Consider the following 20,264-nt stretch of genomic DNA (forward strand, 5'->3'; position numbering starts at 1 on the left):
CCGCACTGAAGGAGCAGCAGTTTACGCCATGTCTGTGGAATCCCCTACCCCCTCCTGGCTGGATCGCCCCCTTTTCAAGGAAAATTCGGGTTTAAAAATTGAAACCATTCTGATCACGCTCATCATTCTCCTGGCAGTGATCAGCCGCTTTGCCATGCTGGGAGAGCGTGTCATGAGCCATGACGAGGTGAATCACGTCTGGCCCTCGTATGATTTCTTCAAGGGGAAAGGCTATGCGCACAACCCCGTTACTCACGGGCCTTTTCAGTTCCACATCATCGCCCTCAGTTATTTCCTCTTCGGAGATAGCGACTTCACCTCGCGCGTGCCCGCTGCACTCTTCAGCACTGCTGCGGTCGTTTTCGTCCTCTTTGCCTACCGCCGTTACCTCGGTCGTGCAGGTGCCCTGATCGCCGGGTTTCTTTTCCTGATCTCTCCTTATCTGCTTTTCTACGGACGTTACGCCCGCAATGAGGGGTTTATCGAGCTTTACCTGGTGGTGATGCTATTCGCCGTGCTGCGGCACTTAGAAAAGGGAGATCATCTCTCCCTGTACCTCCTGACGGGTACCATTGTCATGCACTTCATCACCAAAGAAACCTCCTATATCTACGTCGCTCAACTGTTAATTTTCCTGACCCTGCTCTTCCTTAAAGAAGTTCAGCGCGCCGAGCGCTTGCACCCCGCGCGTTACACCCGGTTTGTCTTACTGGTGGGAGTAGCCATCTTGCTTATTCTTGCCGCTGTAGGTTTGGGCGCAGCAAATGCCAGACCGGCCAATCAGGCCACACCTGCCGGGAATATCGCTCCCGGGGCTGAAACAACAGCCACAACTTCCTCCTCCAACCTTTTTGGAAAGATCAATCTGGCCATCGAATTGGTCCTTGTGCTTGGCGCACTGGGAGCAGCCGGTGTGGGGTTTTTCTTCCTCATCAAAGAGCTTGGCTGGAAGCAGTTACGCGCTTTGCGCTCTTTTAACATGCTCGTACTCACCGGAACTCTCGTCTTGCCTCAGTTAGCCGCCTTCCCGGTCAAAATGCTTGGATATGATCCCCTGGATTATTCTTCATCGGCTGGCTTACTGCGCACCGGTTCTGTACTTTTCCTTTTCCTTCTCCTTTCAGCAGTCATTGGCTGGTTATGGAACCCGCGTCTATGGTTTAAGCACGCGGCTCTCTTTTATGCCGTGTACATCTTCTTCTACACCTCGATGTTCACCAACGGGAGCGGTTTCTTCAGTGGAATCATCGGCTCACTGGGATACTGGTTAAACCAGCAGGGTGAGCACCGGGGTGGGCAGCCCTGGTATTACTTTGCGTTTTTACAGATCCCGATCTACGAATATTTAGCCCTCCTTGGAGCCTTCCTGGCCCTTTATCTTGGCCTCCGGCATGACCGGTTTTCACACCTGCCCGGGCAAGACCTCAGCGCCCCTCAACCCGGTGATTCAGAAGAAGCCATCAAAGACCAGGCCCAGGCCGCCCCCCCAGAAGAGCCACCCTTCTCCCTGGAAGAATTCTACAATACGCCTCAGCGTCTCCCTGTGCTGGGGTTATTCCTCTTCTGGTCTGTCACCAGCCTGATTGCCTTCAGCCTGGCTGGCGAGAAAATGCCCTGGCTCACCGTGCACATTGCCCTTGGGCTGCTGCTTGCGGCGGCATGGGGGCTTGGGTATCTGGTCGAAACCACTGCATGGAAAAAGATTCTCAACCGTGAGGGAATCCTGGCGCTGGCCCTCCTGCCGGTCTTTTTTACCAGCGTCAGTGCCACGGCAGGCATTCTCCTCGGAAGTAACCCACCCTTCGCTGGTAATACCCTCGAACAGTTACAGGTTACGGGCCTGTTCTTCTTTTCAGTCCTGGCAAGCATCGGGAGCGGAATCGGAATTTTATACCTTATGCGTGGCTGGCAGACCGGTCAAATCATCCGGTTGGCCACCCTTACCGTGTTTGCCATGCTCGCCATCCTCACCGCTCGCACAGCTTACCTTGCCTCTTTTGTGAATTATGACCACCCCACGGAATTTCTCGTTTACGCTCATGCCGCCCGTGGCCCCAAAGACATCCTTGCCCAGATCGAAGAAATTTCACGGCGCACCACACGCGGAAAAGACATTGTGGTGGCTTACTCCGGTGATGCTCAGTACCCTTACCTCTGGTATTTGCGTGATTATCCGAACATTCGCTGGTTTGGAGACAAACCCACCCGCGACCTCCGTGATGCCCCCATTATTCTGGCCGGCGAGGATGTATTCACCAAAATGGACGCCGTGGTGGCTGACCAGTACGTCATGTTCGAGTACATGCGCCTCTGGTGGCCCATGCAGGATTACTGGAATCTCAATTGGAAACGCATCAGCTACGCCTTGAGTGACCCCAATTACCGCCAGGCCCTCTGGGAAATCTGGCTTAACCGCGATTACACCCGCTACGCGAAACTCACCAACAACCCCAACCTCACCCTGGAAAACTGGCAACCCAGTGCACGCATTCGCATGTACATTCGCAAAGATATTGTGGCCCAGATGTGGGATTACGGAGCTCAGCCCGTGGTGGTCAGTGAAACCCAGAGCGATCCCTATGCCGGGAAGATGATGGAATTGCTGGCCGATTTCACCTTTGGGCAACCGGGCAGCGCTCTGGGTGAACTTCAGGCACCGCGCGGGTTGGCCCTTGCCCCCGATGGCAGCCTCTACGTGGCCGATTCACGGAATCATCGCATCCAGCATTTCGCACCTGATGGCTCTTTCATCCAGGCCTGGGGGAGTTTTGCCGATATAGCCGCTGGTGAGGCGCCCGGGGGTACCTTCTATGAGCCCTGGGACGTGGCCGTAGCCGCGGATGGAAGCGTGTTTGTTTCCGATACCTGGAACCACCGCATTCAAAAATTTACTGCCGATGGCCGCTTCTTGCAAATGTGGGGGTATTTTGGCCAGGGTGAAACCCCCGAAGCCTTCTGGGGACCCCGCGGGTTGGCCATTGATGCTCGCGGTCGCCTCTATGTGGCCGATACGGGCAATAAGCGCATTGTCATCTTTGAACCCGATGGCACGTATGTAGCCCAATTTGGAACCGCAGGGCTGGAGGCGGGTCAATTCGACGAGCCTACCGGGATTGCCATTGCCCCCGATGGCCTGATTTATGTCGCCGATACCTGGAATCAGCGAGTGCAGGTGTTCTCATCTGATGCTGAAGGGAAAACCTTCACTCCGGTGCGTCAGTGGGATATTCGCGGCTGGTACGGACAATCGCTGGATAATAAACCCTATCTGAAAGTTTCTCCCACGAGCGGAAATGTGCTGGTGGCTGACCCCGAAGGTAATCGCATTCTGGAATTCACCCCGGATGGCACTTTCGTTCGCGGCTGGGAGGCTTACCAGAGCCAGGGAGATTCCGTCGGGCTGGCGGCAGGGCTGGCTGTGGACGCCAAAGGCGGTGTTTGGGTCAGCGACGCGGCAAATCACCGCATCCTGCACTTCACTTTACCCTGATTGTAACCACGGGGCTTTCCACAAAAAATTGAGCCGGTCTTCGTTAATGAAGACCGGCTCAATCACGCGCTATATTTCGTAAATTTCTGCCGGACCGGCACAAATGCCTGCCAGGCTTCCTCCGGTGTGCGCTCCCAGAATGGGCCCCACCACTGCCGTCGGCAACCAGACACACTCAAACAGTTTTGAAACCATATCCCGCAACATGGCTACCGCATCGGGATTTTTACCGTGCAAGAGTTGCACCCGCAGGCGGCTTCCTTCAGGGTAGAATTTTAACAGTGCGCTGGCCATCGCTTGCAGGGCTTTCTTTGGAGTGCGCTCTTGCCCCAGCATATAATACTTTCCTTCATCCTTGCTGACCCCAATCACCGGACGAATGTGAAGCAACGACGCCAGCAGTCCCTTAAGATGACTGATCCGTCCACCGTGAATCAGATACTTTAACGTATCCAGAGTGAACATCCCCTCCGTGGCGGCTCGAATGCGCTCTAACCGTTCTAAAACCTGCTGGAGCGGCCACCCAACCTGAAGTGCCCGCGCGGCGAATTCCACCTGCCAGGCCTGCGGGCAGGAGAGCGTTTTACTATCCCAGAAGGTCACTCTGGCTTCCGGGGTCATCTCAGCACCAGAACGGGCCGAATCCAGCGTTCCGCTCAACCCAGAAGATATATGGATAGAAAGAATCTCTGGATCGGTTTGCGCGAGCCTCCGATAAAGCGCGGCAAAGTCACCCGCCGATGCCTGGGATGTGGTAGGGTAAGCTTCTGTTTTCTCGAGCAATTCATAAAAGGCCGCGGGGGTAAGGTCTTCACCACTCGAATAGGTACGCCCATCCAGGCTCAAGCGCATCGGAACAAATTGGACATTCAATCCTTCCAGTTGCTCCGCGGAGAAATCCGCCCCGCGATCGGTCACAACCCACATCGTCATCCCTCCCAGGTAAAAAAATTATCTTGCTCCACGTCTTCCGAACTGCCGCTCGAGCACATCCACCGGCAAATGGATCATCGTCGGGCGGCCATGCGGACAAGTACGTGGCGACTGACAACGCTCAAGGTCGCGCAATAATGCCCGTTGTTCCTCAACAGAAAGAATTTGCCCGGCCTTAACCGCACTGCGTTTACAAATACGTGCCACCAGGCGTGCTTCTACTTCCGATTGCAACGGAGATTCATCTTCTTCAAAGTCCTCCACCACCACTCTCACCACTGAAGCCGGATCAGCGCCAGCAAAGATTGCTGGAATGGCCCGGATACGAAAAGTATTCGGGCCAAAAACTTCTACTTCAAAGCCCAGCTTTCCCATCACCTTCAATTGCCCCTCCAGCAACACTGCCTGAGCAGGAGGCAGGGTGAGTAAAACCGGCTCGAGTAACGCCTGAGATGCAGGAGATTTTCCTCCCAGCTCCAAAAATCGCTCGAAGAGCACACGTTCATGCGCCGCATGTTGGTCAATTAAATACAGGCCATCCGGGCCTTCTGCCACCAGATAGGATGCTCCCACCTGCCCTACCAGGCGCAGGAGTGGAATGGCTCCGGCTGGAAAACGAGATTGCTCCATAACCTCCGGAGAGTTCTCATCTTCGCGCACAGCACCTTCCCCGCCAGGCTCTCCCACCGTACCAGGCTCATCCGCCTGAGCGGCCATTTCCCAGGCCGGGTCAATCAGGCGATTCTCTGATGGAGCAGTGGAGTTGTCAACCGTACCGACCTTCCTCCACCCACCCTGCCAGACGGGGGGCGAAACCAGAGAAGGAGCAGGAGAATAGGCCAGTAGTGCTCGGCGCGCCGCCCGCGAAACAGCGCTAAAAACCTCATCCTGATCTCTGAAGCGCACCTCAGCCTTTGCCGGATGCACGTTTACATCGACCGCATCAGGTGGCAGGTTGATAAAGAGCGCCGCAATTGGAAAACGCCCCACCATCAAGAGCGTGTGATAAGCCTGTAAAAGAGCCGCTGAAAGGGAAGCATCCTGCACCCAGCGCCCGTTGACAAAGAAAGTCAACTCCCGCCGGTTCGAACGGGTCAACGCTACCGGGCTGATAAAGCCAGTCACACTGAGACGCCCGTCCTGATAATCCACTTCGAGCATTTGCCGGGCCACGTCAACCCCGTACAGGCTGGCCAGAACCTCACGGCGGTCACCCTTTCCACTTGTCTGAAGGGTGGGGCGCCCCTCATGAAACAGGTGGAATCGCACGTGCGGATATGCCAGGGCATAGCGAGTCACCAGGCCATCGATCTGCTGCCGTTCGGTAAGGTCACGCTTAAGGAATTTCAGACGTGCCGGTACATTATAGAAAAGATCCTCCACGCGCACCAGCGTTCCTGGTGGGCCGCCTGCCGCTTCCAGGGGAGCCAGCTTTCCCCCTTCCACCTGGATACGCCCTCCCACCGCAGAATCGGTAGTGCGTGAAGTAAGCGTGAGGCGCGACACCGACGCAATGGAGGCCAGCGCTTCACCCCGAAACCCCAGGGTGGTGATGTGAAAGAGATCGGCTGCACTTTGTAACTTACTGGTAGCATGGCGAGCCACCGCCAGTGAGAGTTCCTCAGGTGAAATGCCACACCCATCGTCAGTTACTTCGATAAGCCGACGCCCCGCCTCCACAATCCGGATTTCCACCTGCCTTGCCCCGGCATCCAGCGCATTTTCCATCAATTCTTTGACCACCGAAGCGGGCCGCTCGATGACCTCACCGGCGGCAATTTGCGAAGCTACAGCATCATCCAGAATATGAATGGGCATTTCAGCCAAAAATTATACCCCATCTGGCATCCTCCCTTGCGATATAATCACAACGTATGTCTATTTCTACCATTTTCTTTGATCTGGATGATACCCTTTACCCGCCATCCAGCGGGGTTTGGGAGGCGATTGGAGAGCGCATTAACCTGTATATGTGCCAGCGGGTTGGCATCTCTCCTGACGAGGTCACCGCATTGCGTGAGCATCTTTATCATACTTATGGCACAACTCTTCGTGGTCTCACCCTTACCCGCGGCATCGACCCGCGAGATTACCTGGCTTTTGTCCACGATATCCCCTTGCAGGACTATCTTACCCCCGACCCTTCATTGCCTTCCTTGCTGAAAAGCATTACACTTCGTAAAGTAATATTTACCAACGCTGATCGCGCCCACGCTCACCGGGTGCTTTCTATTCTCGGAGTAGAGGATTGTTTCGATCAAATCATTGATGTACTCGATGTGGCACCTTACTGCAAACCCATGACGGAAGCTTTCTTACGTGCCATGGAACTGGCCGGTGTGAACAGTCCCGCTGAAGCCATTTTCATCGATGATGCTACCCACAATCTTCGCGCGGCGCGGGCACTGGGTTTTTACACCATTCGTATGGGCAATGCCTCCGCTGATGGTTGTTGCCACGCTGTTATCCAATCCCTCCATGATCTCCCGGCATTGCTCGTTTCACTCCAATCACCAAAATCGGAGGAACCATGAACCCTGGTTCTCTCTCCCTCCTGGCCTGGTGTGGAATCGGATTCATTATCCTGGTAGTGGTTTCCATTAACGTATGGCTCCTCTCTCTTCTCCGCCACCGGGGAACCGCACCATCCGAATCCATCTGGAAGCGCACCACAGAAGCGTTGCGCAATCCCTTTGCCAGAGAGGATCAGGCCTTAAATGAGTTATCCAGAAGGGTTGCTTCTTTACGGAATTCTTCGCCAGAGGACCGACCGCCCACATCCTGACCGGGGATCTGGAAAACTCTCAACAGGCCTCATCTCAGATTAAGTAAATCGTGATAAGCTTGATTTAAGACGAAAATGATTGCTTTAGGATAGGAGACCGTAATTGTATGAACAAAAGTGTCCGGATATTTCTGGGGGTGATGATTGTTTTATTGTTACTCGCGGGCGCTTTTTCTGGAGGGTTGGTGGTAGGGTGGTTGCTGCCTGACCGGGCTCAGGCGGCCTTCCCGCTCATCGGCACGAACTCCACAGGCGCACAATCCGATACCGCCACCGACCCTGGCAGCAGCGCCGGTACCCCCACCCAGTACAAGGAATTATTTAAACCCTTCTGGGAAGCCTGGCAGATCGTCAAAGACCAGTACGTCGACCAGCCAGTCGATGAGCAAAAAATGATGCAAGGCGCCATTCGAGGGATGCTGGAATCTCTGGGAGATCCTCACACATCCTATATGGACCCCGACGAATACCGCCAGGCCAACCTGCCCATGAATGGCGAGTATGAGGGGATCGGGGCCTGGGTCGATACCACTGGAGATTACGTCAAAATTGTCAGCCCTATGCCTGGCTCTCCTGCTGAGAAGGCCGGATTGAAGGCCAATGACATCATCATCAAGGTGGATGGCGAGGACATGACCGGCATCGACGGAAATCTGGTGTTACGCCGTATTCTTGGCCCGGCTGGTACCAGTGTGACCCTCACCATCCAACGTGAAGGGCTGGATGCACCTTTCGATGTGACCATTACACGCGCCAAAATTATCATTCCTTCGGTTGAAGGAAAAATGCTGGACGGGAACATCGCCTACATTCAACTCTTCACCTTTGGTGAAAAGACTACCGGAGAATTAAAGACCAAACTTCGTGAGCTGATGGCCCAGAACCCCAAAGGGCTGATCCTTGACCTGCGCAACAACGGCGGGGGCTACCTCAATACTGCCATTGAGGTCGTCTCGCAATTTATCGACAAGGGTGTGGTGATGTATGAAGAATACGGGAACGGTCAGCGAAAAACCTTCCAGGCACTACCGGGCGGGCTGGCCACGAAAATTCCCCTCGTCGTCCTCGTCAACGAGGGCACTGCTTCAGCATCCGAAATTACCGCCGGTGCCATTCAGGACTACGGACGTGGAATCCTGGTAGGGGTAACCACGTACGGGAAAGGTTCCGTGCAGAACTGGATCCCTCTGGAAAACAATCAGGGGGCCGTCAGGGTAACCATCGCACGCTGGCTGACCCCCAAAGAGCGCCAGATCTCCAAAATCGGGTTGAAACCCGATGTTGAGGTACCGCTCACTGAAGAGGATATCAAAAACGGGAAAGACCCTCAGCTCGATAAAGCCATCGAGATTATCAACCAGGGCGGGGTAAACCCCTGACACTCGATGGGCTGGCATTTTACCAGCCCATTTTTTATTTTATAATCATCTCGTGCGGAAATTCATCATCGCCCTCATCCTGCTTCTGGGGGTCCTGTTTCTCATCACACGCTTCACCGAGATGCAGGATGTGGTTGCAATCTTTCAACGCGGCAATTTTTATCTGGTCTCTCTGGCATTGGTCTTCCAGCTTCTCTGGCTTTTCAATTTAGGGCTCACCTATCAATCCATCTTCTCTCTTCTCCATGAGAAAGTAGGGGCAATGTATATGGCGCGGGTGGCTACGGCCTCCATGTTTATCGGGGTTGTTGCTCCTTCCGGAGGGTTGAGCGGTGGTGCCTATTTGCTGGCCAATGCCCGGAGCCAGGGGCGCTCTATCGGGCGTGCCGCGGTTGCGGGCGTACTATTTGTCCTTCTGGAATACACTGCAACCCTTTTAACCCTCATCTTTGGCCTGGCAGAACTGGCCCGGCGTAATAAACTCCACTGGTCCGAAATCACAGCCTCGCTTATTTTGCTCCTGGGTGCTCTGGGACTGGCTCTGCTCCTCTATCTGGGAATGAAATCCGCGTCCTTGCTTGCTCGCCTGCTTGCCTGGGGAGCGCGCATGATCAATCGCCTGTTCCATCCATTTCTTCACCATAATTACCTCTCCGAAGCACGGGCGCATTCGTTTGCCTTTGAGGCCGCAGAGGGCATTGCTGCTCTGCGCTCCAATCCCCGCCAGGTGCTGCGCCCGGTCTTTCACGCCATCCTGAACAAAGGGATTCTCATTGGCATCCTGGCCCTCGTCTTTATGGCGTTTAAAATAGAAGTCCCTTTTACTACGGTACTGGCTTGTTTCAGCATTGCCTACCTTTTCTTAATCGTATCACCCACCCCCGCCGGGATCGGTGTGGTCGAAGGAGTGATGACAGTAGCCTTTGGTTCTCTTCAGGTGCCATTAGAAGCTTCTGCAGTGGTAACCATGGCCTATCGCGGGTTGACTTTCTGGGTGCCCGTTCTCCTCGGCCTCTTCGCCTTTCGCAGTCTGCATCTGGAGACCAGTGCACCTCTTGAGGGAAAATGATTCCATTACAGGGGAGAAATTCATCAATATTGCTTGTCCTCGCTCCACAATTATGCTAGACTTTTCACAAGGGACTCTCAAGGTGGTGTTCCAAGGGGACGAAAATGGCAGAGAAAATTTTGATCGTTGATGACGACGTACAAACCCTGCGTCTGGTGGGGCTCATGCTCGAAAGACAGGGATACAAAATTCTAGCCGCCAGCAACGGAGCACAGGCCATCGGAATGGCACGGACAGAGCAACCCGACCTGATCCTTCTGGATATCATGATGCCCGATGTCGATGGCCTTTCGGTGGCCCGAACTCTACGTAAAGAACCAGAAACGGCCAATATCCCCATCCTCATGTTCACTGCTCGTGCCCAGGTAGAGGACAAGATCGCCGGTTATGAAGCCGGTGCGGATGATTACCTCACCAAACCTATTCATCCGGCTGAACTTACTGCTCACCTGCGTGCCATCCTTTCCAGGAGTAAATCTCGCGAGGGGGTTCCGCTGGAACGCGGTTACACAGTTGGAGTCATGGCCGCCAAAGGGGGCCTGGGGGTTTCTACCCTGGTGCTTAACCTTGCCATTAATTACTTCCAGAACACCCGACAGGAAGTCATCGCGGCAGAAATGCGCCCCGGGCAGGGTAGTTGGAGCACAGAACTCGGCTTACCCAATCACGAAGGGCTCAATAACCTGTTAAGGCTTCATCCCAATGATATCAACACCACCACCATCGAAAACGAACTGGTGCGTGTCCCTTATGGGGTGCGGTTACTCCTCGCCTCGCCCTATACCCGAGATGCTTCATTGATCAAAAACGCCGCCAATTTTGAGGCAATTGTCGATCATCTTTCCCTCATGGCCCGGCTTATCCTTCTGGATATCGGTTTAAATACCCATCTCGCCTGCGATGAAATCCTCAACCAGTGTAAAGAGGTCATCGTGGTGACCGAGCCATTCCCTGGAACCATCAACCGCACCCGTCTCCTGCTCGAGGATCTGAAACAGCATGGTTTCGGGGGGAACAAACTCATCACTCTGGTTCTGGTCAATCGCATCCGGGCAGATGTGCAACTTTCAGTTACCCAGGTGCAAGAGGCTCTGGGGGTTCCTGTTGCCCAGGTCATCCCACCTGCGCCAGAGGTATCCTTCCAGGCCGCGACCCGCAACCTGCCCATGATCCAGGTGCAAATCGGCGGGATGCTCAGCCTGCAATTTAGTCGTCTGGCTGAAGCCGTTGCTGAACGTGTAGCGGCATGATCTCTCCCGAAATCCAGCAACGCATCGATTACGCCCGGCAAATCATCCGCCAGGCGCGGCATCTGGTGGTATTTACCGGCGCGGGCATCTCGACCCCCTCTGGAATCCCCGATTTCCGCTCTAAAGGGAGCGGTTTATGGGAACAATACGATCCCATGGAAGTGGCCTCACTGACCACCTTTCGCAATTACCCGGAACGTTTCTGGGAATGGAAGCGCCCCCTCATGTTAAAAATTTGGGATGCTCACCCCAACCCGGCCCACCAGGCACTGGCCCGGTTAGAAACTCAAGGCAAAGTGCGCGCCGTAATCACCCAGAACATTGACGGACTTCACCAGCGAGCCGGATCTCAAAACGTGCTCGAGCTCCACGGGAGCATAGAGACGATGAACTGCCCGGGCTGTGCCAGAAGATATCCCTCCTTACAATTTCGTCCGCTCCTGGAGCAAGGTCAAGACCTTCCCCGTTGCCCGGTATGTCAGCGAATCTTGAAACCCGATGTTGTTCTTTTTGAAGAAATGCTCCCTCATGATACCTGGCAAGCCGCAGAGGAACACTGTGCCCGGGCTGACGCCATCCTGGTGGCAGGCTCTTCTCTTGAAGTCTGGCCGGCGGCGCAACTCCCCGAAATGGCGGTATCTCACGGGGCAACCCTGATCCTGGTCAATCTCTCCCCCACCCACCTTGATACCCGCGCCGAAGTTCTTTTACCCCTGGATGTTTCAGAAGCCATCCCTCAGCTGGCCCAGCTGTGACCCGCGAACTAAAACGTGACGTTCATTCTATTGACAAATGGCTTAAACCTGCGTATCATCAGGCAATATTAATCTTATTATCATTGTTCACGTTTCCATCGCTACACGCTTCAGGCAATTAAAATAATTTTCTTTCGTGAGCCCACGGGTCTCAGGGCCAGCGATAGCCCAATCTACCCGTTTTCTACGACGATCAGTTTCCCGTGAAAGGAGGTGACGCCGGATAGCAGAGAATATCTTCCCTGTTATCACACCTGGAGAACGTTCCCATCGCAGAGAAGTCACTTTAATCGATTTACGTTCAATCAATCCAAAGGAGGAATCTCTATTATGAAGACGCGTGTCGCTATTTTTGTGCTCTTGATCGTCGCCCTGCTGGTGACGGCCTGCCAGCCAGGAGCAGCAGGTGGCGGAACGATTAAAATCGCCATTCTGGCTCCCCTGAGCGGTCCAGTGCCTACCTTCGGCGTTTCTACCCGCGATGGTGCTCTGCTCGCCATCGAAGAAGCCAATGCCAAAGGTGGCGTTCTCGGGAAAAAGATCGAGGCCATCGTCGCCGATAGCCAGTGCACCCCCGACCCGGCGGTCAACGCTATGAACAAGGTCATCGAGCAGGATAAGGTGCACTATGTCGTGGGTGAGGTTTGCTCCAAGGCTTCCATCCCCATTTCGGAAATCGCCGAGAAAAACAAGGTCGTGATGATCAGCCCCACCTCGACCAACCCCACAGTTACCCTCAATGCCGATGGCTCAACCAAGAAATACGTCTTCCGCGCCTGCTTCATTGACCCCTTCCAGGGAACCGTGATGGCCAAATTTGCCCTCTCCAAAGGTTACAAGACGGCCTTCATCCTCTTCGATCAGGGCAATGACTACGTTCGCGGCCTCGCCGAGTTCTTTGAGAAAGCCTTTACCGAAAATGGTGGTCAGATTGTAGGCAAAGAAACCTACACCGCTCAGGACACCGACTTCTCCGCCATTTTGACCAAGGTTGCCGAATCCAAGGCTGAAGTGCTCTTTGTCCCCGATTACTATAACATCGTCAACCTGGTCGGTGCTCAGGCGAAAGAAAAGGGCGTTACCGCTGTGATGATGGGTGGTGATGGCTGGGATTCTGCTGACCTCGACAAGAATGCAGCCAATGGCGGCTTCTTCTCCAATCACTATTCACCAGAAGATACCCGCCCCATCGTGCAACAGTGGGTAGCCAATTACCAGAAGAAATACAATTCCGTGCCCGATGCGCTGGCGACCCTTGGGTATGACGCCACCAATCTGCTCATCGCCGCCATCGAAAAAGCTGGCGTGGATGATCCCACCAAAGTCGCAGAGGCCATGGAAAAACTGGAATACGAGGCTGTCTCAGGCAAAGTAACCTTCGACGCTCAACACAACCCCATCAAGAGCGCCGTTGTGCTCGCAGTCAAAGATGGCAAAGTATCATTTGCCGCTTCCGTTGCTCCATAATCGACTGGAACCTTATCAAGAGAGGCGGGGTAATCCCGCCTCTCTGCCTGAGGTTTCATCCGGGCTGGGCAACGAGAGCCCGGTTCTCTCTGGGAGTTTTCCTGGCTCCCACTGGCCTCGCTCGAACAGCTTTATGGTTTTTCTCTTACCGTGAAGCAGGCTTGAGAAAAACCATAAAGCCGTTCCTCCACCAATGATCTTTCCCGGGGTTTTGTATGAATTCATCAAAAGCGGTTCCTTCAACCCCTTCTTTTCTCGATTTTCTCGTCCGTCGTAAAATTCTGGGTCTTCTTTTGCTGATTCTGATCCTTCTTCTGGTTCTCTGGAAGCTGGGATCAGAACTGGTGACCAACCCCACCCTTTTCTTGCAACAGGTCATTAATGGCCTGCAACTGGGATTTGTGTACGCCCTGATTGCGCTGGGATACACCATGGTGTATGGCATCGTTCGGCTGATCAACTTCGCTCATGGCGATGTCTTCATGGTGGGGGCATTTATGAGCTATTACGCCATTGCTCGCGTCCAGCTCCACACCTGGCCAGCCAAAGTTTTCCCCAATCTGTCGCCCGGACTTTCGATAGGAATTGGCTCGATTACCGTGATCCTTCTCTCCATGGCCATTTGTGCCCTGGTTGCTATTACAATTGAACGGGTAGCCTACAAACCCCTGCGCAATGCCCCTCGCATTTCAGCACTCATCACCGCCATTGGTGTTTCTTTCTTCCTGGAATATTTTGGGGCTTTAAATTTTGTGTTTTCTCCCAATTTCATCACCTATAAACGGCCATTCGATGTAACCACCTGGATGGTCAGCGCCCAGGGAGTTCAGGCATTACAGAAAGGGCAAGCCATCCCGGAAAAAACCGTCATTTTCTCCAACATCTCCATCATCATCGTTGTGGTTTCCATTCTCCTGCTGGTTGTTCTCCAGTACATCGTGGGTAAAACCAAAATCGGCAAGGCCATGCGCGCCGTGGCTTATGATAAACAGACCGCGCGGCTCATGGGCATCAACGTAGATAGCGTAATCTCGGTCACGTTTGCCATCGGGGCGGCTCTGGCAGGGGCGGCAGGCATGCTCTACGCCATTGCCTTTCCCCAGGTATTCTTCTGGATGGGCATCATTCCCGGCCTGAAGGCATTTGTAGCTGCTGTGCTGGGTGGGATTGGAAGCATCCCCGGGGCACTGGTCGGCGCTTTGATCATGGGGCAGGCAGAGGTGCTCAGTGCGGCGTATATCTCAACTCCCATGCGAGACGCCATCGCTTTCACCATTCTGATCATCGTGTTACTGGTCAGGCCAACCGGGATTTTTGGCGAAGCACAACGGGAGAAAGCGTAACCTATGTTCAAGAAAATTGACCGCAGCTCTTTGCTCTTCCTCGGCGGTGCGCTGGCTTTCTTCATAGTCGTGCAGGCGCTGATCAGCCTGAATGTCCTCACCGCCTTCTGGAATACTATTTTGCGCATCGGTGGTGTCATGGCCATTGTAAGCATTGGCCTCAACCTGATCTATGGCTTTAACGGGCAATTCTCATTGGGCCAGTGGGGTTTCTACGCGATCGGGGCCTATTCCGCTGCCGACATCACTTATCGCTGGACCAATAATGCCAGCACCGATGGTTTGATCGTCCTGCTCCTGATTGTGCTCCTGGTCGGCACGTCCATTCTTCTGCTATATCGCCTGCTGAGCCGCATCCGTGGTTTGGATGCACTCTCAGCCTTCACGGTCTATCTTCTGGCCGCCATTGGCCTTTCTGTGGCTTCGGTTCAATTGGGCCGTGTGATTGCCCCGCCGGTAAATGGGCTCCTTCAGGCCCTGCCGCCGGATGTTGCTACCACCATCGTTTTCATTCTGGCCGTGCTCATCGGCGGGTTACTGGCTGCAGAAGTTAGCTTCCTCTTCGGGTTACCCGTGCTCACACTGGGTTCCGATTACTTCGGCATCGCCACCCTCGGCTTTACTATCATCGTCAAGGTACTGCTGGACAACTCGGACACCCTGCTTGGATTCACAGAAATGAAGGGCGCTCGTGGAATGATTGGCATTCCCAAGGTCACCAGCTGGTTCTGGGTTATGTTCTTCCTGGTGCTTGTCCTGGTCATCACCCGCAACCTGATCCACTCCAGTACCGGGCGCGCCATCATCTCGGTGCGAGAGGATGAAATCGCCGCCAAAGCCATGGGGATCGATGTGGGCTACTTCAAAACCCTCACCTTTGTCCTCGGCTCATTATTCGCCGGTCTGGCTGGTGGGTTGTATGCCCATGTCAATGGCTTTTTACACCCCGACACCTTCAACTTCATCAAATCCTTCGACCCGATGATCATTGTGGTCTTTGGGGGATTGGGGAGCATCACCGGCACGGTGTTTGCCTCATTTGCCTGGGCGCTCGTCCTGGAAGGCTTCTTACGGCTCTTACTCCCTTCAGGTTTTGAGACCTGGAGATTTGTGGTCTACCCGTTGCTTCTGCTCATCATGATGTTGCTCAAACCCAACGGCCTGTTCGGTAATTTCGAGATGCCCTACCTGCGGCAGATCCTTCCCCCCTTACGTAAAAAGACCTCCCAACCCCAATCCGAGGGCATTACCGTCAAGGAGGCCAATGTATGAGCGATTTTCAGTTTACACCTTCTCCCGATGGACGGGAAGAAATTTTGAGGATCGAAGGCCTCACTAAATTATTCGGGGGGTTGCGCGCGGTCAATAACTTTTCCCTCCAGCTCCACCGCGGCGATTTGAATGGCCTGATCGGGCCGAACGGCGCAGGGAAAACCACCGTTTTTAACATGATCACCGGCGTCTATACCCCCACCACCGGAAGTATCCAATTTCGGGGGCAAGAAATTACCGGCCTGGAGCCCTTTCAGATCAACCAGATGGGCATCGCACGTACATTCCAGAATATTCGCCTGTTCCCCAACCTCACGGTGCTGGATAATGTACGCATTGCGTACCATCCTCACGCCGGTTATAACCTGCTCGATGGCATCTTCCGAAATGAACGTTTTCAGGTTAAAGAGAAGGAATTAACCGAGAGGGCCCAGGAATTTCTCTCGGTGTTTGGCCTGGAAGACCGTCAGGGTGAGATTGCCAAAAATCTGCCCTACGGCGAGCAACGCCGCCTTGAAATCGCCCGGGCTCTGGCAGCCGAACCAAAGCTGCTTCTTCTAGACGAACCCGCCGCCGGGATGAATCCGGCCGAAACCGTCGCCCTGATGGATCTGATCCACTTCATCCGGGAACGGTTTAACCTCACCATTTTGCTGATCGAACATCAAATGCGCGTGGTGATGGGAATTTGCGAATACATCACCGTGATGGATTTTGGAGAAGTGATCGCCCGTGGAACACCTGCCGAAATTCAGGCCAATCCGCGGGTGGTTGAAGCCTATCTTGGCCCGGGTGCAGCTGCACTATCCGAAAAATTCCGACGGAAGAAAACCGTATGATGCTCGAAGTCAAAGACCTCAATGTATATTATGGAGCCATCCACGCCTTGCGTGGGATAAACTTCCACCTGGAAAAAGGGGAAATTGTCACCCTCATTGGCGCGAACGGAGCCGGAAAGTCAACCACGCTCAATACCATATCCGGTCTGTTGCGCGCTCGCTCCGGTCAGATCCTTTTCCAGGGTGAAGACATTACCTATACCGAGGCGCAGGATATCGTCCGCAAGGGGATTATCCAGGTGCCAGAGGGCCGAAAAATTTTTGCAACGCTCTCCGTCATCGAAAACCTGGAGATGGGCGCCTACCTGCAAACCGACCAGGCTCAAATTCAATCAGACCTGGAAGCCGTGCTCAAGCGCTTCCCTCGCCTGCGCGAACGCCGGAAGCAGTTCGGTGGCACACTTTCTGGCGGCGAACAGCAAATGCTTGCCATCGCCCGCGGGTTGATGTCACGTCCCAGCCTGTTACTGCTCGATGAGCCTTCCATGGGCCTCTCCCCCATTCTGGTCGAGCAGATCTTTGAGATCATCCGCGACATCAATGAGCAGGGCACCAGCATTCTCCTGGTAGAACAAAATGCCCAGATGGCGCTTTCAATTGCAGACCGCGGTTATGTCCTTGAAACTGGACGGGTTGTACTTGAAGGCCCAGCTCAGGAACTGCTTCATAACCCGATGGTTATTGAAGCCTATCTCGGTGGGCACGGATAGGAGGTTCAGCATGACTACGATGCAACGCCTTTTCCTGTTCTTCCTTTTACCTGCAATCGCGATGCTGTCTTACCCCCCCACAGTGTTATTCTCCGGTGCGGGTGTGCTGGTCATTGCCATCGGCCTGTTCGTTGGGCTGGGCTTCCTTATGTCCCGTGGTCGTCTACTCGCTCTGACCTTCAGCATCTTCTTACAGGGCCTCAACGTAATCATCCGGGTGATGATGTTCTGGAGCAATGGCTTTTCCAATCAGGGCATACCCAATTATCCCTTTATCATCACCAGTTTGCTTGGCCTGTTCCTTTCCCTCTGGTTGCTCATGCGGCTTGATCAACAAGATATCCGAAACCGAATGTACCGCTAACTCGCAACGAAAAAGAAACTGCCCGGCAAAGTTCGGGCAGTTTCTTTTTCCAGAACCAGATCCTGAGATCATTCTATCGAATTTACCCCTGATCGTCTCCATTGCTCTGAAGCACCTCACGCACCTGTGAGGTGGGTTGAGCCGGGCCAACAATCCCCTGATCTTCCATCGCATCAATCAATCGCGCCGCGCGCGTGTATCCGATGCGTAATTTCCGCTGCAGCATCGAGATCGAAGCCCTGCCTTCCTCACGGACAATCCGGATCGCCTCTTCCAGTAAGGGATCACCGCTTTTCGAACCGAGCTCTTCATCAAACAACGGCGCCTGGGTCAACGGGGTACTGAGCGGAAGATCCATTCTGACCGGTTCGGCGGTGCCATCGGCTGCCGGAGCCTGGCGTGCTAACCTCAGGTTATAATCTTGAATTTTCCAGAAGTCCACCAGCCGTTGAATTTCGGTATCGGCTACATGCACCCCCTGCAAACGTACCGGTGCAGGAGCATCAGGTGCCTGAAAGAGCATATCACCTCGCCCAAGCAATCTTTCAGCGCCAGGTTGATCAAGGATCACCCGGCTATCAATGCCTGAAGCCACTGCAAAAGCAATCCGCGCCGGGAAGTTGGCTTTAATCAACCCGGTAACCACATCTACCGAGGGACGTTGTGTGGCCAGGACGAGATGAATGCCGGTTGCCCGGGCCAGCTGTGCAAGACGGGTGAGGCTTCGTTCCGTCTCATCGGGTGCGAGCATCATTAAATCAGCCAGTTCGTCCACAAGCACCACGAGGTAGGGTAAACCCGGCGTATTCTTGCGATTATATTCGGCAATATTCCGCACCCCCACCTGAGAAAAGCGATGGTACCGGGCATCCATTTCGCGTTGCACCCATTGAAGAGCCCCCACCACACGCTCTGCGTCCACTACCACCGGCGCCAGTAAATGCGGAATGCCATTGTAACCGGTAAGCTCCACTCGTTTAGGATCCACCAGGATCAACCGCAATTCATTGGGTGAATTCTGGATCAACAGACACGTCAAAAGCGCATTAACACATACCGACTTACCCGACCCCGTGGTTCCGGCGATCAAGAGATGAGGCATTGCTGTGAGATCATATGCCACTGGTTTCCCGGCCACATCTTTTCCAATGGCAATCCGCAAAGGAGAGTTGATTTTCTTAAAAGCCTCACTCTCCATCACCTCACGGAGCTTCACCCGGCTCACCTCAACATTGGGCACCTCAATTCCCACGTAACTGCGTCCAGGTACCGGCGCCTGAATGCGAATTCGTGGCGCAGCCAGTGCAAGAGCCAGATCATCTGCCAGGGATACGATCTTGCTCACTCGCACGCGCATTCGCCCTGAGCGGGATTCAACAAAATCGGGTTCAACTCCATATTGAGTGACGGTAGGGCCATGGTGAATTTCAACCACATGGGCTGGAGCACCAAAGGAGGCCAGGGTTTCTTCGATCAACCTGGCTCGTTCCTGCTCTGCGGTAGACTTGATCACTTCGGGGCTGGGTGGATCCAGGATTTCATCCAGGGGAGGAAGCGCCCAGGCCGGCCCGCGGGGTGGTTCTGGCTCTTGACTCTGCGAGGGAGCAGGTTTGGAAGGTTCAGCCCCACTTCGGCCTCCTGCCATCGGTGTCTCTCGTGTTTTCACCCGGGGTGTCGGTGAGGAAGAGGTCTCCTTTGTGCCTGTTTCCTTTAATGGTTGCAGGGGAATGAAATCAGGCGGAAGCTCGCTGGAGCCAGCCTCAACTTCCGGCTCGTCGGGAATCACCCTGCGGACAGAACGTGGCTGCGGCACCTGAGAGCCTGAGGGTTTTGATCGGGTCAGAGAAGCCACTGCTCTTGAAACAGCGGAGGCCAGATCATTGATGGAAATATCCAGAACAAAGGCAATCCCTAACACCAGCCAGGTTATCACCACCACCCATGCCCCGCCATTCCCCAGACCAGAAACCAGCATTCTTTCAAAAAATGCTCCAATATACCCCCCTCCATTCCCGGCAGCCGCCATCTCCCATCCACCGCCAAATGCCAGGTGTAAAATGGTTAAAAAGTTGGTATAAAGCAGGAAAAACCCTGCCAACCGCTCAGCTGACGGCGCCGGAATCCGCTCGATTTTGCGGAGCACCAACCAGATACCGCTTAACAACGCCGCCACCGGAAGGATGAAGGCCCCATGCCCCCCCACCTGGCGCATCACTGTCACCCACCAGCGAGTGAGCACCCCGTGCTCTTTAGACAAAAGGCTTAAGAGCGAAAGGAACCCTGCGAACGCCAGAAGAATCCCCAGCAGGTCTAATTTTCGCTCTGCAGATAATTGACTCCACCAGCCAGGCCGCGTGGGCGAAAAGGTCTGTCCCCCGCCCCGGCGGTGGGCGCTAGAGCGGGTATTTTTCGAACTCTGCCTTTTACTGGTGGTTCGCTCCCCTGCAGACCGGTGTTGAGATTTCCCTTTCGGCAAAGGGGTGGAATGTTTCGTTTTTGGCAAAGAGAACCTCCGCTTCAATTATAAGCGAGAGTAAGCCAGCTCCGGCTTAAAAAAGACAGGGGCTACGTCTTTCTCCGTATACCCTGCCATTATTATTGAACTCCC

The 20,264-nt window shown here is 54.2% G+C and carries 16 protein-coding genes; 13 read left to right on the top strand and 3 right to left on the bottom strand.

Features of this window, described 5'->3' with window-relative positions; translation table 11 throughout:
• Positions 1 to 28: 28 nt before the first annotated feature.
• Positions 29 to 3,490 carry a glycosyltransferase family 39 protein gene (locus ATHL_RS10130; RefSeq protein WP_062193087.1) on the top strand — a complete coding sequence of 1,154 codons (3,462 nt, stop codon included), beginning with the start codon at positions 29 to 31 and terminating at the stop codon, positions 3,488 to 3,490.
• 69 nt (positions 3,491 to 3,559) lie between these two features.
• Here ATHL_RS10130 and ATHL_RS10135 read toward each other — a convergent pair whose 3' ends face one another.
• Entirely contained in the window at positions 3,560 to 4,423 is an 864-nt protein-coding gene (locus ATHL_RS10135) for a DegV family protein (protein ID WP_084001347.1), read from the bottom strand.
• 18 nt (positions 4,424 to 4,441) lie between these two features.
• Positions 4,442 to 6,241 carry a DNA mismatch repair endonuclease MutL gene (mutL, locus tag ATHL_RS10140; protein WP_062193092.1) on the bottom strand — a complete coding sequence of 600 codons (1,800 nt, stop codon included), beginning with the start codon at positions 6,239 to 6,241 and terminating at the stop codon, positions 4,442 to 4,444.
• A 56-nt stretch (positions 6,242 to 6,297) separates the two neighbouring features.
• Here mutL and ATHL_RS10145 point away from each other — a divergent pair, with 56 nt between their 5' ends.
• From ATHL_RS10145 to ATHL_RS10200, 12 genes are all read left to right on the top strand, one after another.
• A complete protein-coding gene (locus tag ATHL_RS10145; RefSeq protein WP_062193095.1) occupies positions 6,298 to 6,957 on the top strand; it encodes a pyrimidine 5'-nucleotidase in 660 nt (219 codons plus the stop codon).
• A complete protein-coding gene (locus tag ATHL_RS10150; RefSeq protein ID WP_062193098.1) occupies positions 6,954 to 7,208 on the top strand; it encodes a hypothetical protein in 255 nt (84 codons plus the stop codon). The genes ATHL_RS10145 and ATHL_RS10150 overlap by 4 nt, the downstream gene beginning before the upstream one ends.
• Positions 7,209 to 7,315: 107 nt before the next feature.
• Positions 7,316 to 8,587, top strand: a complete 1,272-nt coding sequence (locus ATHL_RS10155; RefSeq protein ID WP_062193100.1) for a S41 family peptidase — start codon at positions 7,316 to 7,318, stop codon at positions 8,585 to 8,587.
• A 52-nt stretch (positions 8,588 to 8,639) separates the two neighbouring features.
• The gene (locus ATHL_RS10160) at positions 8,640 to 9,656 is read left to right on the top strand and encodes a lysylphosphatidylglycerol synthase transmembrane domain-containing protein (RefSeq protein ID WP_062193103.1); all 1,017 of its coding nucleotides are present in this window, start codon (positions 8,640 to 8,642) and stop codon (positions 9,654 to 9,656) included.
• Between the two features lie 104 nt (positions 9,657 to 9,760).
• On the top strand, positions 9,761 to 10,906 hold the full coding sequence (locus tag ATHL_RS10165) for a CpaE/TadZ family protein (protein WP_084001349.1): 1,146 nt from the start codon (positions 9,761 to 9,763) through the stop codon (positions 10,904 to 10,906).
• A complete protein-coding gene (locus tag ATHL_RS10170; protein WP_062193106.1) occupies positions 10,903 to 11,661 on the top strand; it encodes an SIR2 family NAD-dependent protein deacylase in 759 nt (252 codons plus the stop codon). The genes ATHL_RS10165 and ATHL_RS10170 overlap by 4 nt, the downstream gene beginning before the upstream one ends.
• Before the next feature lie 330 nt (positions 11,662 to 11,991).
• The gene (locus ATHL_RS10175) at positions 11,992 to 13,128 is read left to right on the top strand and encodes an ABC transporter substrate-binding protein (protein WP_062193107.1); all 1,137 of its coding nucleotides are present in this window, start codon (positions 11,992 to 11,994) and stop codon (positions 13,126 to 13,128) included.
• Positions 13,129 to 13,343: 215 nt separating this feature from the next.
• Positions 13,344 to 14,471, top strand: a complete 1,128-nt coding sequence (locus ATHL_RS10180) for a branched-chain amino acid ABC transporter permease (protein WP_084001350.1) — start codon at positions 13,344 to 13,346, stop codon at positions 14,469 to 14,471.
• A gap of 3 nt (positions 14,472 to 14,474) precedes the next feature.
• Positions 14,475 to 15,743 (top strand): branched-chain amino acid ABC transporter permease, encoded by a 1,269-nt coding sequence (locus ATHL_RS10185; protein ID WP_062193110.1) that lies wholly within the window; start codon positions 14,475 to 14,477, stop codon positions 15,741 to 15,743.
• Positions 15,740 to 16,582 (top strand): ABC transporter ATP-binding protein, encoded by an 843-nt coding sequence (locus ATHL_RS10190; RefSeq protein ID WP_062193112.1) that lies wholly within the window; start codon positions 15,740 to 15,742, stop codon positions 16,580 to 16,582. Before ATHL_RS10185 ends, ATHL_RS10190 begins: the two co-directional genes overlap by 4 nt.
• Positions 16,579 to 17,292 carry an ABC transporter ATP-binding protein gene (locus tag ATHL_RS10195; RefSeq protein WP_062193115.1) on the top strand — a complete coding sequence of 238 codons (714 nt, stop codon included), beginning with the start codon at positions 16,579 to 16,581 and terminating at the stop codon, positions 17,290 to 17,292. Before ATHL_RS10190 ends, ATHL_RS10195 begins: the two co-directional genes overlap by 4 nt.
• A 10-nt stretch (positions 17,293 to 17,302) precedes the next feature.
• Positions 17,303 to 17,656 carry a hypothetical protein gene (locus ATHL_RS10200; protein WP_062193118.1) on the top strand — a complete coding sequence of 118 codons (354 nt, stop codon included), beginning with the start codon at positions 17,303 to 17,305 and terminating at the stop codon, positions 17,654 to 17,656.
• Between the two features lie 82 nt (positions 17,657 to 17,738).
• Here ATHL_RS10200 and ATHL_RS10205 read toward each other — a convergent pair whose 3' ends face one another.
• The gene (locus ATHL_RS10205; protein ID WP_062193121.1) at positions 17,739 to 20,159 is read right to left on the bottom strand and encodes an FtsK/SpoIIIE family DNA translocase; all 2,421 of its coding nucleotides are present in this window, start codon (positions 20,157 to 20,159) and stop codon (positions 17,739 to 17,741) included.
• Positions 20,160 to 20,264: the final 105 nt, after the last annotated feature.

The sequence above is a fragment of the Anaerolinea thermolimosa genome (assembly GCF_001050195.2).
In the GTDB taxonomy this organism is placed as follows: Bacteria; Chloroflexota; Anaerolineae; order Anaerolineales; family Anaerolineaceae; genus Anaerolinea; species Anaerolinea thermolimosa.